At 72.1% G+C, this 15,251-nt stretch carries 14 protein-coding genes; 3 read left to right on the plus strand and 11 right to left on the minus strand.

Annotated features, from left to right (window positions below; all coding sequences use genetic code 11):
- Positions 1 to 208 precede the first annotated feature (208 nt).
- Positions 209 to 1,060, minus strand: a complete 852-nt coding sequence (locus tag EGM46_RS13505) for a PHP domain-containing protein (protein ID WP_125100655.1) — start codon at positions 1,058 to 1,060, stop codon at positions 209 to 211.
- A 37-nt stretch (positions 1,061 to 1,097) separates the two neighbouring features.
- Between EGM46_RS13505 and EGM46_RS13510 the strand changes: the two genes are divergently transcribed.
- The gene (locus EGM46_RS13510; RefSeq protein WP_125100656.1) at positions 1,098 to 2,480 is read left to right on the plus strand and encodes an aminopeptidase P family protein; all 1,383 of its coding nucleotides are present in this window, start codon (positions 1,098 to 1,100) and stop codon (positions 2,478 to 2,480) included.
- A 211-nt stretch (positions 2,481 to 2,691) separates the two neighbouring features.
- Here EGM46_RS13510 and EGM46_RS13515 read toward each other — a convergent pair whose 3' ends face one another.
- Positions 2,692 to 3,105, minus strand: coding sequence for a YchJ family protein (locus EGM46_RS13515; protein ID WP_241156359.1), 414 nt, complete (start codon positions 3,103 to 3,105; stop codon positions 2,692 to 2,694).
- The gene (locus EGM46_RS13520; protein WP_125100657.1) at positions 3,102 to 4,772 is read right to left on the minus strand and encodes a DUF885 domain-containing protein; all 1,671 of its coding nucleotides are present in this window, start codon (positions 4,770 to 4,772) and stop codon (positions 3,102 to 3,104) included. The genes EGM46_RS13515 and EGM46_RS13520 overlap by 4 nt, the downstream gene beginning before the upstream one ends.
- Before the next feature lie 115 nt (positions 4,773 to 4,887).
- Here EGM46_RS13520 and EGM46_RS13525 point away from each other — a divergent pair, with 115 nt between their 5' ends.
- Complete coding sequence (locus tag EGM46_RS13525) at positions 4,888 to 5,112, plus strand: hypothetical protein (RefSeq protein ID WP_125100658.1); 225 nt, start codon at positions 4,888 to 4,890, stop codon at positions 5,110 to 5,112.
- A gap of 72 nt (positions 5,113 to 5,184) precedes the next feature.
- Here the strand turns inward: EGM46_RS13525 and EGM46_RS13530 are convergent, their stop codons facing one another.
- Entirely contained in the window at positions 5,185 to 6,780 is a 1,596-nt protein-coding gene (locus tag EGM46_RS13530; protein ID WP_125100659.1) for an aminotransferase class I/II-fold pyridoxal phosphate-dependent enzyme, read from the minus strand.
- A gap of 124 nt (positions 6,781 to 6,904) precedes the next feature.
- Between EGM46_RS13530 and EGM46_RS13535 the strand changes: the two genes are divergently transcribed.
- Positions 6,905 to 7,819, plus strand: coding sequence for a LysR family transcriptional regulator (locus tag EGM46_RS13535; protein ID WP_125100660.1), 915 nt, complete (start codon positions 6,905 to 6,907; stop codon positions 7,817 to 7,819).
- A gap of 15 nt (positions 7,820 to 7,834) precedes the next feature.
- On the opposite strand, the gene EGM46_RS13540 is transcribed toward EGM46_RS13535, so the two are convergent.
- From EGM46_RS13540 to EGM46_RS13570, 7 genes are all read right to left on the minus strand, one after another.
- Positions 7,835 to 8,236: a hypothetical protein gene (locus EGM46_RS13540; protein WP_125100661.1), complete on the minus strand. Its 402-nt coding sequence runs from the start codon at positions 8,234 to 8,236 to the stop codon at positions 7,835 to 7,837.
- A gap of 36 nt (positions 8,237 to 8,272) precedes the next feature.
- Positions 8,273 to 9,739: an MDR family MFS transporter gene (locus EGM46_RS13545; RefSeq protein ID WP_241156360.1), complete on the minus strand. Its 1,467-nt coding sequence runs from the start codon at positions 9,737 to 9,739 to the stop codon at positions 8,273 to 8,275.
- A gap of 127 nt (positions 9,740 to 9,866) precedes the next feature.
- Positions 9,867 to 10,658 carry an amino acid ABC transporter ATP-binding protein gene (locus EGM46_RS13550; protein ID WP_125100663.1) on the minus strand — a complete coding sequence of 264 codons (792 nt, stop codon included), beginning with the start codon at positions 10,656 to 10,658 and terminating at the stop codon, positions 9,867 to 9,869.
- On the minus strand, positions 10,655 to 11,554 hold the full coding sequence (locus EGM46_RS13555) for an amino acid ABC transporter permease (RefSeq protein WP_431194087.1): 900 nt from the start codon (positions 11,552 to 11,554) through the stop codon (positions 10,655 to 10,657). Before EGM46_RS13555 ends, EGM46_RS13550 begins: the two co-directional genes overlap by 4 nt.
- Before the next feature lie 6 nt (positions 11,555 to 11,560).
- Complete coding sequence (locus EGM46_RS13560; protein WP_125100664.1) at positions 11,561 to 12,376, minus strand: ABC transporter substrate-binding protein; 816 nt, start codon at positions 12,374 to 12,376, stop codon at positions 11,561 to 11,563.
- A 292-nt stretch (positions 12,377 to 12,668) separates the two neighbouring features.
- Positions 12,669 to 13,982 carry an amidohydrolase family protein gene (locus EGM46_RS13565; RefSeq protein ID WP_125100665.1) on the minus strand — a complete coding sequence of 438 codons (1,314 nt, stop codon included), beginning with the start codon at positions 13,980 to 13,982 and terminating at the stop codon, positions 12,669 to 12,671.
- A gap of 9 nt (positions 13,983 to 13,991) precedes the next feature.
- Positions 13,992 to 15,251, minus strand: a 1,260-nt coding sequence (locus EGM46_RS13570) for an adenosylhomocysteinase (protein WP_125100666.1), incomplete at its 5' end; no start/stop codon positions are given.

Below are 15,251 nucleotides of genomic sequence, written 5' to 3' on the forward strand. Positions count from 1 at the left end.
GCCGCCGGGGTGGCGCGGGCCGCGGCGCCGAGGGCGCAGCGAGCGAGGGCACCGCAGCCGCGAGCGAGAGCGCTGCGGCGAGCGAGGCGCCAGCGGCCTAGCGCTGCTATACAGCTGGGGCCCGGGATCACGCGCGTGATCCCGGGCCCCAGCTGTGTGTTGGCGCGAAGTCGCTCGCGGGCGGTGTGCGCTCGACGGGCAGCGTTCCTTAGCTGGGCGTCGCGAGGCCAGCCATGAGGCGGCCGACCACGTCGGCCGGCGTGGTGCGCTCCCCCAGGCGGTTCGGCTTGCCGGCGCCGTGGAAATCGCTCGCGCCCGTGCGCTCGAGCCCCAGGCGCTCGGCCGCGGCGGCGAGCGGCGGCACCCACTCCGCGCGGTGCTCCGGGTGATCCAGCTCGACGCCCCAGAGCCCCGCCTCGGCAAGCTCGGCGAGTTCGATCGGGTCTGTTGGGCGGCGCTGCCGCATCGCCGCGGGGTGCGCGAGCACCGCACGCCCACCCGCGGCGCTCACCATGCGGATCGCGTCCCTTGTCGCGATCGCGTAGGTGCCGAGATAGTAGGGCGAGCCGGGAAACAGGACGCGCTCGAACGCGGTGCTGCGGTCGGCGAAGTACCCGGCTGCGACGAGCGCGTCGGCGATGTGCGGGCGACCCACCGTGCGTTCGTTCTCCGTGCCGACGACGTCGTCCCAGCTGATCCGGTAGTCGCGCGCGACCCGGCGCACCATCTCGCGTGCGCGATCCAGCCGCGCGCTCCGCACGAGCGCGAGAGCCTCGAACAGTTCGCCCGCGGCCGGATCGATGCCGTAAGCGAGCAGGTGTCGCGAGCGGCCAGCGTGCTCCGTCGTGATCTCCATGCCAGGCACGAACTCCAGACTGTGCGTTCGCGCGGCGTCGCGTGCCTCGTCCCAGCCCGAGATCGTGTCGTGGTCCGTGAGCGCGATGCCGGCGAGCCCGAGCTCCGCGGCGTGCTGCGCGATCTCCGTTGGAGACGTCGTGCCGTCCGAGTGCACCGAGTGTGTGTGCAGATCGAAGCCCTGCGGCGCACCCGAGACAGACATGGGGTTCATTCTACGGTCCCGGTGAGAGGATGGATGTATGACAGACAGCGCGCAGGCCACTCACGAGGTGGAGATCGACAACAGCAACCGCAGCACCACGCCACAGACGAGCACGTTCGCGGACTACATTTCCCAGAACTGGGCCGAGCGCGCGGACACGCTGCCCGCGGAGCTGCCCGTCGCCGCACACGCCGCCGTGCGGCGACGGACGCTCGGCGCGCTCTTCCCCGGCGAGCGGATCGTGATCGCGGCTGGCGCGATGAAGCAGCGCTCGAACGACACGTTCTACCCCTTCCGCCCGCACAGCGCGTTCGCGCACCTCACGGGCTGGGGCACCGACAGCGAGCCCGGCGCGATCCTCGTGCTGGATCCCGTCGGCGAGTCGCACGAGGCGACGCTGTACTTCCGCGAGCGCGCGGGCCGGGACAGCGACGAGTTCTTCGCGAACCCCGAGATCGGCGAGTTCTGGATCGGGCCGCGCCCCTCGCTCGGCCAGGTCGCCGCGGCGCTCGGCGTGCGCACCGCGCACCTCGCGGAGTTTGTCGCCGCCGACGGGGATCGCACGCTCGACGACGCCGACCTTGCGCGCGCGGCCTCTGAGCTGCGCCTCGTGAAGGACGCGTACGAGCTCGCCGAGATGCAGGCGGCCGTCGACGCGACCGCGCAGGGCTTCACCGAGGTCCTCGCCGCGCTGCCCGCTGCGAGCGCGCACCCGCGCGGCGAGCGCATCGTCGAGGGCGTGTTCAACCAGCGGGCACGGCTCGACGGCAACACGGTCGGTTACGAGACGATCGCCGCGTCGGGCCCGCACGCGTGCACGCTCCACTGGATCCGCAACGACGGGCCGGTGCGCGCGGGCGATCTGCTGCTGCTCGACGCCGGCGTGGAGCTCGACAGCCTGTACACGGCGGACATCACGCGCACGGTGCCCGTGTCCGGCACGTTCTCCGAGGTGCAGCGCCGCGTGTACGACGCGGTGCTCGAGGCAGCCGACGCCGCGCGTGCCATCGTGCGCCCGGGCATCCGCTTCGGCGATGTGCACGACGCCGCGATGCGCGTCATCGAGGCGCGCACCCGCGAGTGGGGGCTCCTCCCCGAGGACGATGGCACCGCGTACTACCGCCGCTACATGGTGCACGGCACGAGCCACCACCTCGGTATGGACGTGCACGACTGCGCGCAGGCGCGGCGCGAGATGTACATGGACGGGATCCTTGAGCCCGGCATGGTCTTCACGATTGAGCCCGGCCTGTACTTCCAGCCGGACGACCTCACGGTGCCCGAGGAGTTCCGCGGCATCGGCGTGCGCATCGAGGACGACATCGTGGTCACCGAGGACGGGTGCGTGAACCTCTCGGCGGACATCCCGCGCACGGCGGCCGACGTCGAGGCCTGGATCCGCGCGGCGCAGTCGGCCTAGGCGCGGGCTGCGCCGCGCCCCTCGCGCCGCGCCCCTCGCGCCTCCGCACGCGCCGCCGCACGCGCCGCCGCACGCGCCCCCACTTTCTGCCGGAGAAATCTAGGATCTCGGAGGATCCGTGAGGTTTCCCTCCGAAATCTCGAATTTCTCCGGCGGAAAGTGGGGAACTGGGGGACGTGGGGAAAGCGAGGGGGGCCGCCGCGCCCGCGCGCTAGAGCTCCTCGCCGTCCGTGTACTGCCAGCCCACGCCCGCGCGCGTGAAGCGGCTCCGCTCGCGCTGCTCGAAGCGACCGTCCGGACCGCGCCCGATCGCGGTGAACGTAACGAAGCCCTCCGCGTCAGTCGGGCCGCCCCGGCTCGTGTCCGAGATGAAGAGCCGACGCCACTCCACCGTGTCGTCGAGTTTGAGCGCGTCCGGCCGCGTCGCGGGATCCCAACTCGCGAGCAGGTAGTCCGCGCGCCCGAGCGCGAACGCGGAGAAGCGCGAGCGCATCAGGCGTTCGGGGCTCGGTGCCGGCGCGCCGGCGTGCAGCGCGCCGCAGCACGCGGCGTAGCGCTCCCCGCTGCCGCAGGGGCACACCAGGTCCCCGGCCACCTCGGACACCCCCGCCACGCCGTCGCTCACGCGCCGGGCCCACCGCGGAGCGCACGCTCCAGCGTGTCGAGGCGCACCCCGCCGAGCGCGAGCGCCTCCCGGTGGAAGTCGCGCACGTCGAACTCGTGCCCGGCGGTCGACGCGCGCATCGACGCCTCGTCGCGGAGCTGCTCCCAGATCCGCTGCCCCACCTTGTACGAGGGCGCCTGGCCGGCCCACCCGAGGTAGCGGAGCACCTCGAATCGCACGAAGCCGTCGTTCATGTTGACGTGCTGCGCCATGAAGGCGAACGCCGCGTCGCCATCCCAGGTGCCGCCGTCGGGGTGCGGCTTGCCGAGGTGCACGCCGATGTCGAGCACGACGCGCGCCGCGCGCATCCGCTGCCCGTCGAGCATGCCGAGCCGATCGGCCGGGTCGTCGAGGTAGCCGAGCTGCTCCATGAGCCGCTCGGCGTAGAGCGCCCAGCCCTCAGCGTGCCCGGAGCTTCCTGCGAGCTGCCTGCGCCACTCGTTGAGCACGCCTCGGTTCACGACCGCCTGGCCGATCTGCAGGTGGTGGCCCGGCACGCCCTCGTGGTAGACGGTGGTGAGCTCGCGCCAGGTATCGAACTCGGTGACGCCCTCTGGCACCGACCACCACATGCGGCCAGGCCGCGTGAAATCGTCGCTCGGGCCGGTGTAGTAGATCCCGCCCTCCTGCGTCGGGGCGATCATGCACTCGAGTGCGCGGATCTCCTCGGGGATGTCGAACTGCGTCGCACCGAGCTCCGCGACCGCGCGGTCGCTCGTCTCCTGCATCCACTGCTGCAGCGCAGCGGTGCCGTGCAGCTTCCGGCTCTCGTCGCGCTCCAGTTGCGCGATCGCCTCGGCGACGACGCCGGGGTGGCGTGCCCCGCCCGTGATCTCGGCGGCGATGCGCTCCTGCTCGTCGACCATGCGCGCGAGCTCGTCGAGCCCCCACTCGTACGTCTCGTCGAGGTCGACCTTCGCCCCGAGGAACGCCTCGGAGGCGAGCTCGTAGCGCTCGCGACCGAACGCGTCCGCGGCCGGCGCCGCTGGGGCGAGCTCGCGCTCCAGGAAGTCTGCGGTCTCGGCGTACGCGGCCGACGCGGCCGCAGCCGCGGCGCCCAGTTCCGCGCCCTGGCCGGCAACGAGCTGGCCGAAGAACCCGGGTGCGGCCTGACTGCCCGCCGTGCGCCGCGTCTGCGCGGCGACCTCGGTGACCTGACGGAGCGCCGGCGCGAGTCCCTGCTCCGCACCGGCCTGGAGCGCGGCGCGGTAGCCTGCGAGCGCCGCGGGGATCGCGCGGAGCCGGTCGCCAACGTCCGCCCAGTCGGCCGCGCTGTCGGTCGGCATGAGGTCGAAACTGTCGCGGATCTGCTGCAGCGGCGACTCGATCACGTTGAGGTTGCGGAGCGCCTCCCCCGCCGCGTGCTGCGCGAGGTCGAGCGTCAGCCCGGCGCCGAGGTCGGCCTGCGTCACCGCGTCAACGGCGTCGACGGGGGTCGCAGCTCGAAGCTCGGCGAGCGTGGCGCGCTGCGCGTCGGCGAGGGCCTCGGCCCCCTCCGGCGAGTAGTCGGGCAGCCCGCCTCCCGCGCGGCCGATGTACGTGCCGACGGTGGGGTCGTGCGCGACGAGGGTGTCTACCCACGCCTCGGCGATGCGGTCGATGGGGGTCTGCTGCCGCGAGTTCGTCATCCCTCCACCCTATGCGCAGCGCGCGCCGTGCGGGGCAGATTGCTCGGCAGCGAAAGCAGGGTAGGATGACTGTATCGGCGCTCTGCGCCCACCGACCACCCGCGAGGAGTAACACGTGAAGATCCGCACCCGCATCGCTACCGCCGTGACCGCAGCGCTCGCTTCGGTGTTCGTCGCAGCCCCGGCGTTCGCGTCCGGCGCCGCCGACACCACCGATTCGATGTTCTCCTCGGCCGGCCAGCCCGTCGACGTCGTTGCGATCTCGATCGTCGGCGTGGTGCTGCTCGCGATTGTGCTGATCGGCTCGACCCTCATCGGCAACCTGTTCGAGAAGAAGTAAGACTCCTCCAAGCAACGCAGACGGGGCGGGATCCAATTGGATCCCGCCCCGTCTGCGTTGCTGGGTGCTGCGCTACTCCCCGCGCAGCACGCGGAAGCCGGCCACCGCGGAGTCGACCGCACCGCGCACGTAGCCGGTGGGCGAGGCGGCAACGGCCTGGAGGAACGCCACCGTTTCGGCGGTGATCTCCTCGCCAGGCAGCACGTTCGGGATCCCTGGCGGGTACGCGGCGAGGGTGTCGGCGGAGATGCGCCCGATCGCCTCAGCTGCGGGGACCACCTCGCTCTCGGAGAAGTAGGCGTCGCGCGGCCGCACCCGAAGCGGGCCGGCCTCGGGCAGCGCGGGGAACGCGATCGCGTCGGCTGCCGGGAGTGCGGCCGCCTCGTCGGCAACGGCCGAAAGCGCCGCCATGAACCGCTCGACGTCGATGGTGCGGAGCGCGCCGAGCACCGCGACCACGCTCGTCGCGGTGGACATCTCGAGGTAGACCCCGTGCTCGTCGGTCATGCGCCCGCGCACCCAGTGCCCGCTCTGGCCGAGGCGCGACACGTCGATCGGCACGCGGAGCAGGTCGGTCTCGGTGATGTCGGCGTACGCGTCGAAACCGTCGCTGATCACCGCGAAGCGCTCGTCGGCGCGCAGCTGCTCCCGGATCTCCTTCGCCGCGGCGACGGTCTGGCCGATGCGCTCGGCGCCGAGCACGAGCGCGCGGCGGGCCGTGTCGAGGGAGGACATGAGGATGCCGCTCATCGAGGTCGACGCGGTCATCGAGAACGCGCGCGCGACGAGCGGTTCGAGCCGCTCGGCGTACGGCCCGTGGCCGAGGTGCAGCATGGCCGACTGCGTGAGCGAGCCTGCGAGCTTGTGCGTGCTCGAGATGACGAGGTCGGCGCCGAGGCGGGCCGGCGACTCCGGCAGCTCGGGGTGGAAGCCGAAGTGCGCGCCCCACGCGCCGTCGACGATGATCGCTGCGCCGTGCGCGTGCGCGACCTCGGCGAGGCCGGCGACGTCAGCGGTGGAGCCGAAGTAGCTGGGCGACACGACGAGCACGCTCGACACGGGGTGCCCGGCATCGGCCTCGCGGCGGAGCGCCGCGTCGAGCATCTGCGGGGTGAGCCCGTGCGCGATGCCGTGGTGCTCGTCAACGTTCGGCGACACGAAGGACGGGATGAGCCCGGACAGCAGCACGCCGTCGGTGAGGCTCGAGTGCATGCTGCGCTGGATCAGGATCCGCTCCCCCAGCCCGCGCACCGCGATCGCTGCGGTGCGGTTGGCCTGCGAGGCGCCGTTCGTGAGGAACCAGGTGCGCTTCGCACCCCAGGCGTCGGCGGCGAGGCGCTGCGCTTCGACGAGCGGCGAGTCGTCGCCCAGGTCGATGCCGGAGAGCATGAGCGGCACGTCGAGCTGCGCGACGCGAGGACCGTAGAGCTCGGCGAGGTGCTGCGCACCGGCCGCGGGATCGTTGCCGTGGCCGGGCACCATGAACGAGAGCGGGCCCGAGTCGGCGAAGCGCTCGAGCGCCTCGGCGTACGGCGCGCGCTCGTGCCCGGCACCGAAGCGGGCAACGGGGGCCTCGGCCGGTGCGGCAACTGATGGGGATCCGGGTGATGGCACTGCCGCGCCGCCCGAGAGAACCGGGGCGTTGGCAGGAGCATTCTGGTGCAGCATGTTGCCAGAATGCCCGGTCGGAGCACCGGGGAGAACCCCGGAAACCCCTCCCGGGCCCCATATACTGTCTTGAACGCACCGGGGATCTACTCCCGGCGCGATCCAGAAGGATTGGGGATACTCGATGATCGACCTCCGCCAGCTGCAAGCGCTCAGCGCCGTGGCAGCCGAGGGCTCAGTTGCGCGCGCAGCGACCCGCCTGGGCTGGAGCCAACCGACCGTCGACTATCACCTGCGCAATCTCGACCGCCTCGTCGGCGCTGACCTCACGACGCGCAGCACCCGCGGCAGCAAGCTCACCACCGCAGGCACGCTGATGCTGGAGCGCGGCGAGGAGATCCTCGGCCTCACCGATCGCGCGCTCACTGATGTGCGGGATCTCGCTCAGCTCGGCAGGATCCGGCTCCGCTTCGGCACGTTCCCCACCGCGGCGGCGCGGCTGCTGCCCGGCATCGTGAGCCGCGTGAGCGAGCTGGGGATCGAGCTCGACGCGCACCTCGAGGAGCTGGCCCCGCTCGTCACGCGCATCAACCAGCACACGCTCGACGCGGCGCTCGTGTATGCCGCGGGCGGCTACCAGCTGCCGTTCCGAGCGGAGGTGCACACGACGCACCTCTTCACCGACCCGATGCTGCTCGCGCTCCCCGCCGGGCACCCGGCCGCGCACCACGCCGTGTTCGACCGCGCGACGTTCCTCACGCTCGCGGAGGACAGCTGGGTGATGGGATCGACCCCGGGCGACACGCTCGACGATCTGGTGCGGGAGGTGTTCCTCGCGGAGGGGCACAAGATCGACGTCGCGATCCGCACCGACGACTACTCGGTGGTGCTCGGGCTCATCGCCGCGGGCATGGCGGTCGCCCTCGTGCCGAGCCTCGTGAGCAACCAACCCCCGGAGGGCGTGGTGCTCCGGCCGATCGAGGATCCCCGCTTCGCGCGCGAGCTTCTCCTCGCGGCCCCGGCGGGGCCGAGCGGCCCGTCGGCGGCGGTGCGTCAGCTCGCCGAGGCGGTGCGGCGCTCGATCACCGCGCTCGGCTGATCCCGCGGAGCCCGATCAGGCGGCCGCGATCCCCGGCGTGCCGCGCAGCGCGCGGAGCGCGATCGCCTGGCTCACGGCGAACAGCGCGACGTCGAGCGCGATCGCGATGATCGCGATCACGATCAGGGCGCTCGCAGCGGTCATCGCCGCGACCGCGATGAGCAGCGCCGCGACGATGTTCACGCCCATCACCAGCTGGAGCGCGAGCCGGATGCGGACGCGCTGCACGAGCCACAGCACGGTGCCCGACCACACCGCGACGAGAATCCCGGTGCCGATCAGCAAGGGCAGCGGCAGCGCCACGACCGTGGCGATCTGCGGCGCGGCGAACGCGACGAACAGTCCGAGCACGAAACAGTACGCTGCGTCGATACGCAGACTCCAGGTGCCGAGCGCGCGGCCAGAAATACGAGTCATGCCCACATTCTGCCACGCCGCCCGGCACCCAAGGTGCTAGTGCCCCGCAGGCGCCCCCGCGGACTCGTCCGGCTTCGTGATGAAGAACGCGAGCGCGACGGGGATGAGCGCGATGCACGCCGCGGTGAAGAACGCCGCGTGCGCGCCCGGCGCACCGGCCTCGGCCGTCGGCAGCCCGGCCGCCTCGCCGGCGTGCAGCAGGCCCGAGTAGATCGAGATCAGCACCGCGGTGCCCGCGGCGCCGGCCACCTGCTGCAGCGTGTTGAGCGCCGCAGAGCCGTGCGAGTACAGCGAGCGATCGAGCGAGCCGAGCGACGCCGAGAACAGCGGCGTGAACGAGCACGCGAGACCCACCGACATCGCGACCTGCACGATCATGAGGAACCACATGGGGGTGTGCGTGCCGACGGTCGAGTACACGAACATGGCCGACGCGATGAGGATCGTGCCGGGCACGAGCAGCGTCTTCGGCCCGCGCGCGTCGTACACCCGACCCATCACGGGGCCGAGGAGGCCCATGATCACGGAGCCGGGCAGCAGCACGAGGCCGGCGGCCGTCGGCTCCAGGCCGGCGACGTTCTGCAGGTAGAGCGGCAGCAGCGAGAACGTGCCGAACATCGCGAGCGAGATGACCGCCATGATGATCACCGCGATGACGTAGTTGCGCGAGGTGAAGACGCGCAGGTCGAGGAGCGCGTCGTCCCTCTTCTGCAGCACCAGCTGGCGCCACACGAAGAGCCCGAGGAATACTGCGCCGCCGACGATCACGGCCCACGGCGGGAGCACCCCGGCCGCGCCGTGCCCGCCGAGCTGGCTGAGCCCGAACACGATCCCGCCGAACGCGAAGGCGGAGAGCACGATCGACGCGATGTCGATGGGGGCATCGGTGGTCTCGCCGAGGTTCGTCATCCACTTCGCGCCGAGCGCGAGGGCGACGAGCGCGATCGGCAGGATGATGCCGAACAGCCACCGCCACCCGAGCGAGTCGAGCACCACGCCGGAGAGCGTCGGGCCGAGCGCAGGCGCGAGGCTGATGACGAGGCCGACGCGGCCCATCATGCGGCCGCGCGAGTGCGCGGGCACGACGTTCATCACGGTGGTCATGAGCAGCGGCATCATGATGCCGGTGCCGGCGGCCTGCACCACGCGGCCGGCGAGCAGCGCGGAAAAGCCAGGGGCAACGAGGCAGATCAGGGTGCCGAGAATGAACGTGCTGATCGCGGCGAGGAACACCTGGCGCGTGGTGAAGCGCTGGAGTAGGAAGCCGGTGGTCGGGATCACCACCGCCATCGTGAGCATGAAGGCGCTCGTGAGCCACTGGCCCAGCTCGGGCGGGATCCCGAGGCTCACGTTGAGCGCCGGGATCGCGATGGCCATGGTGGTCTCGTTGAGGATCGCCACAAACGCGGCGACGAGCAGCAGCCAGATGACGCGCATGCCCGCGGGGTCGATAGAGTCGGACGGTTGCTGCGGCACGCGAACGGAATCGGTGTCGTGGGTCACGGAAGAAAGCTCCTTGCAGGGCGTGAGAGACGGACCCGCCCCGGGAGGAGTGTTCGGCCGATTCCTCGGAGGCAGACGCATAAGTCTACCCACAATTTCGCCCGAGTTCGGCTGTGATCTGGAAAACTTACGTATCGAATGGGTCGCGGAGCCGTGCGAGGAACTCCCGGGTCTCCGCACGCTGGGGCGCGTCGAAAATCTGCTCGGGGGTGCCGGACTCGACGATCACGCCGTCCTTCAGGTACACGACTCGGTCGGCGACGCGGCGCGCGAACGACATCTCGTGCGTGGCCATCACGATCGTCGAACCGCCGGCCTTCAGCTCGCGCACGAGGTCGAGCACCTCGCCGACGAGCTGCGGGTCGAGCGCACTCGTGATCTCGTCGAGCAGCAGCAGCTCGGGGTCGGACGCGATGGCGCGTGCGATCGCGACGCGCTGCTGCTGGCCGCCGGACAGCCGGTCGGGGTACTCCCCCGCCTTGTCAGCGAGCCCGATGCGCGCGAGGAGGGCGCGGCCGGTCTCCTCGGCCTCGGCACGCGACGTGCCGAACACCTTGCGCGAGGCGAGCGTCACGTTGTTCAGCACGTTCATGTGCGGGAACAGGTTGTAGTGCTGGAACACGACGCCGATGCGCGCGCGCACCGCGTCGGCGTCCGCGCGCGGATCGGTGATGTCCTCACCGCTGAGCAGGATCTGCCCATCGTCGATCTGCTCGAGCAGGTTCGCGGTCTTCAGGAGGGTCGACTTCCCCGAGCCGGAGGCCCCGATCAGCACGACGACCTCGTGCTGGGCGACGGTGAGGTCGATCCCGCGCAGCACGGGGTGCTCGCCGAAGCGCTTGTGCACGCCGCGCACCTCGAGCACGGGCGTTGCCGCGGCTGCGGCCTGCTGATTCGCCCCGGTATCCTGCGCGGTCACACCGCACCTCCGATCTGCTCGCGCTTCTGCGCGCGTGCGGTCACCCAGTCGGTGAGGCGCACGAGTGGCCACGACAGCAGCACGAACAGGACACCTGCGACGACATAGGGGGTGAAGTTGTACGCGGACGCCACCTCGATCTGGGCGGCCCGGATCGCGTCGACCGCGCCGAGCGCCGAGATCAGGCCAACGTCCTTCTGCATCGACACGAAGTCGTTCATGAGCGCCGGCGTGACCTTCCGCACCGCCTGCGGCATGACGACGAGCCGCAGCGTCTTGCCGTGACTGAGCCCCAGGGAGCGCGCGGCGAGCCGCTGCGACGGGTGCACCGCGTCGATGCCGGCGCGCAGCACCTCGGCGACGTACGCCGAGTAGCAGAGGATGATCGCGATCGCGCCCCAGAACTGCGCGGGCATGCGGCCCGTAAGTCCGAGGCCGGGGATCCCGAAGCCGACGAGGTAGAGCACGAGCAGCACGGGAATACCGCGGAAGAGGTCAGTGTACCCGGCGGCGAGCAGCCGGATCGGGGTGAACACCGCGCCCTTCAGCGTGCGCGCGACCGCGAGCAGCGTGCCGAAGATCGCGACGCCGATCGCGGAGACGATCAGCACCTGGATGTTGAGCAGGAGCCCTTCGAACACGCGCGGCAGTGAGGCGAGCGCCACCTCCGGGTCGAAGAACGTCTCGCGCACGCGCTCCCAGCCGGGGCTGTTCACGATCACGAGGGCGATGACCCCGGCGAACACGAGCGTGCTCACCAGGCTCACGAGGAGCGAGCGCTGCTTGCGCGAGCGGCGGTACGCGCGGCGCTCCAGCTCGATCGCGCTCACGGCGAAACCGCCGGTGTCGGGGGATCCGACGCCGGCGGCCTGCGGTGCTGGGGTGGGGTGACTCACGCGTGGTTACTTCAGGACCGGGGCGCCCTGATCGGCAACCCACTTCGCGATGAGCTCGTCGAGGGTGCCGTTGTCGCGGAGTGTGTCGACGGCCGCCGTCACGTCTGCGGTGAGCTCGGAATCCTTCGGCAGCACGATGGCGAACTCGTCGCCGCCCTCGGTCGAGTCGAGCTGGCCGACGATCACGCCGTCGTCGAGCTGCGCGTCGCGCACGTAGAACGCGCCGGGCAGGTCGGTGACGAGCGCGTCGATCGTGCCGTTCTTGAGCGCGGCGACCGTGTCGTCGACGTTGTTAAACACCTGCAGCTTCTGGGTGGGGGCGATGAGCTCCTCAGCGACCTGCAGCGAGGTGGTGCCCGAGGCGACGCCGATCACCGAGTCCTTGAGGTCGGCGAGGCTCGTCGCCTTCGCCGCGTCGGTGCCGCCCGCTGCGACGACCGCCTGCGTCGTCACGAAGTACGGCGAGGAGAAGTCGACGGCCTGCTTGCGCTCCTCGCTCACCGAGAACTGCTGCAGGTTGAGGTCGAAGTCCTTCGGGCCGGGCGCGATGGCCGCATCGAAGCTGGTGCGCACCCACTTCACGGCGTCCTTCTCGTACCCGAGCTCCTCGGCCACGGCGTACGCGACCGCTGCCTCGAAGCCCTCGCCGCTCTCGGGGTCGTCGTTCAGCACCCACGGCGCGTACGCCGGCTCGCCGGTCGCGATGGTGAGCGTGCCCGGCGTGACCGTGGCGGAGTCGGTGCCCCCGGCGCAGCTCGTGAGCGCGAGGAGTGCAGCGGCGCCGACAGCGACGGCTGCGGCAAGGCGGGACGTGCGAGACATGGTGAACTCCTCGGGAGGTGCGGAATACGGGAAGACGGCGTGGCGCGCAAACGCGATGCGCGCTCGCCCATTCTACGAGATGTCAGACCACCTCGTGCGCGCGGGCGTCACGGGCCGTCACACGCGGGGCTGGATCGGGGCCAGCGCCGGATCGGGGCCAGCGCCGGATCGGGGCCGGCGCCCGCCTCAGGCGCCCGGCGCGCGAAAGCGCTCGACGCCGTCGACGATCGTGCGCCTGGCGCGGCCAGCACCGTCCTCCACGAGCTCGGCGAGCGCGACGTNGGCGCCCGCCTCAGGCGCCCGGCGCGCGAAAGCGCTCGACGCCGTCGACGATCGTGCGCCTGGCGCGGCCAGCACCGTCCTCCACGAGCTCGGCGAGCGCGACGTCGGGGTCGGTGGTCCCCACCGCGAAGAACGAGAGGTCGGCGACCGCCCCCACGCCGAGCTGGCCGATCCGGCGCTTGCCGACGTGCAGGCCGAGCGCCGCGGCCCCGCCGAGCGTCGCCGCGCCGAACAGCCGCTGGTGCAGATCGTCGCCGCGGTAGCCCTGCGCGCGCGCAACCCGGTACAGGGCTGACACGTCGGCGAGCAGGTCGAGCGACGGCGACGACGACAGCGAATCGGTGCCCACCGCAATCTGGTTCCCCTCACGCAGGTACGCCGCGACGGGTGGCATGTCGAGCCCGATCACCTCGTTCGAGCGCGGGCAGAGGGCGACGCTCGTGCCGCGTGCGCGCAGCAGCGCGCGATCCTCGGCGCTCACGTACACGCCGTGCGCGATGTGGCAGTCGGGTCCGAGCACCCCCAGATGATCGACGAACTGCGTCGACGACACCCCGATGCCGTGCGAACGGAGCGCCCGGAAACTGTCGGCCTCGAGCTCGGGCCACTCGCCGTGCCCACCGGGGCCGGCGTAGCCGTCGATCCCGTCGAACTCGCGCTCCATGTGCGCCTCGGCGAGGTGGATGTGCAGGCGCAGCCCCTCCTCGCGCACGATGTCGGGGAGTTCGAGCAGCGGCTGCACCTCGAGCGAGTAGGGCGCGTGCGGCGAGACCCCGGCGCCCGGCGGAGTGGGGATCCTGCGCAGCTGTTCGCGCACTTCCTCGCGCGCCGCCTCGTCCCAGTCCTCGTTGCTCTTGCCGTACACCTCCCAGTAGGCGATGCCGTGCATGCCGGCGTCGTGGAGCGCGCTCAGCGCCGCGTGATCGGTGACCACGTCGGCGGCGGCGGTCACGCCGGCCGCGAGGCTCAGCCGCGCGCCGTCGGCGGCGGCAGCAGCCCAGTCGTGACCGCCGCGCTCGTACACCACGTCGAACGCGTCGCCCCAGTCATCGAAGCCCGTGTAGTTGCGCGCGGCGACCTCGGCCATGTGCGTGTACTGCAGGTGGGTGTGCGCGTTCACGAGGCCCGGCGCGATCACGCCGTCCCACCGCTCCTCGGTGTAGGCGGCCCCGCGCGCGGCGAGGGCCTCGCGCACCCAGCGGCGATCCCCGACGTGCAGGATACGGTCGCCCTGCACGGCAACCGCGCCATCGACGATCCGGGGGCTCGTCACCGGGAACACGAGGGGGGCGCTGTAGACGACGATCGCGGGTTCAGTACTCACCAGGGAAGTCTAGCCGCGCGGCACCTCGGGCTCGCTGCGATACCGGTGGACGCGCCAGGGCTGGGCGGCCCCGCCCGCGCGCGCCGAGCGCACCGGCTGCGCCGCGGCCCCGCCCCGTGCGGCGAGCGCCGCACGGGCGACGCGTTCCTCATCGGCCACGGACAGCGCGTGCACGCCGGGCGCCAGCTGTGCCTCACGCAGCCGCAGCAGCGCGGCGAGCTGGGTGGCGAAGGACAGGTCCATCACCTCGATCGGGTTGCCCTCAGCCGCGGAGTAGTTCACTCCCCCGCCCTCGGCGAGCACGAGCGGCCCGGCCGCCGCGCCAGGCGCCAGCCACTCGGCGACGCGGTCGCCGCGCTGGCGGCTCGTCCACCCCGCCGCGGCGAGCGAGTCGAGGGCCAGCTCGTCGTCGATCCCCCCGGCCACCGCGACGATCGTGCCGGGGCGCAGCAGCGCGAAGCCCGCGGCGTCGAGCGTGTGCCACACCCCGGTCGCGCTCATCACGACGTCGGCGTGCGGCAGCGCGGTCTCCGCGGGCTGCGCGTCGAAGCCGTCGTGGAGGGCGGCGAGCGCGCGCACCGGATCGGGCTCGACCACGGTGATCCGCGCGCCGAGCGCGGCGGCGAAGCGCGCGACCCCCTGCCCAACGGGCCCGTAGCCGAGCACCGCCCAGCGCGTGCCGGCGAGGCCAGCGTATGCCGGATCGGCGGCGTCCCAGAGGTCGGCGAGCGCGAACACGCACGACTGCCCGGTGCCGATCAGGTTGTCGAACCCCGTCTTCGTGCGCGCGTCGTTCACCGCGATCACGGGGATGCGCAGCTCGCCGGCCGCCGCCATCTCATGCAGCGGCCGCACCCCGCTCGTCGTCTCCTCGGCCGCCGCGCGCAGCGTGCCGAGCGCCTCTGGCCGCTCGGAGTGCGCCAGCCGAATGAGGTGCGAGCCGTCGTCGATGAGCAGTTCGGGACCCCAGCTCAGGATCGCTGCCGCGTGCTCCGCGTCGCACGCGCGCGCGGTGGCGGCATCCGCGGCGGCGACCGCGTCGGTCGGCGCGAACACGGCGACCCTGCCGGTGGCCGCGAGCGCCGCCGCAACCGCCGGGTCGGTCTCGCTCACCGCGCTGAAGAGCGCGACCTCGCAGCCGGCGTCGGCGAGCGCGAGTGTGAACGCCGCGGTCTTCGGTTCGAGCACCAGGCTCACGGCGATGCGCGGGGCGTGCGCCCCGGTCGCGGCGCGCAGGGCCTCGGCGAGCTCCGCGGTCGCCGGCATGCC

It is taken from the genome of Leucobacter chromiireducens, from assembly GCF_003917135.1.
Classification (GTDB): Bacteria; Actinomycetota; Actinomycetes; order Actinomycetales; family Microbacteriaceae; genus Leucobacter; species Leucobacter chromiireducens_A.

Bases quoted from the DNA above. Each gene is read 5' to 3' on its own strand.
- EGM46_RS13505 (WP_125100655.1), bottom strand. From the start codon at position 1,060: ATGTCTGTCTCGGGTGCGCCGCAGGGCTTCGATCTGCACACACACTCG.
- EGM46_RS13510 (WP_125100656.1), top strand. From the start codon at position 1,098: ATGACAGACAGCGCGCAGGCCACTCACGAGGTGGAGATCGACAACAGC.
- EGM46_RS13520 (WP_125100657.1), bottom strand. From the start codon at position 4,772: ATGACGAACTCGCGGCAGCAGACCCCCATCGACCGCATCGCCGAGGCG.
- EGM46_RS13530 (WP_125100659.1), bottom strand. From the start codon at position 6,780: ATGCTGCACCAGAATGCTCCTGCCAACGCCCCGGTTCTCTCGGGCGGC.
- EGM46_RS13535 (WP_125100660.1), top strand. From the start codon at position 6,905: ATGATCGACCTCCGCCAGCTGCAAGCGCTCAGCGCCGTGGCAGCCGAG.
- EGM46_RS13540 (WP_125100661.1), bottom strand. From the start codon at position 8,236: ATGACTCGTATTTCTGGCCGCGCGCTCGGCACCTGGAGTCTGCGTATC.
- EGM46_RS13560 (WP_125100664.1), bottom strand. From the start codon at position 12,376: ATGTCTCGCACGTCCCGCCTTGCCGCAGCCGTCGCTGTCGGCGCCGCT.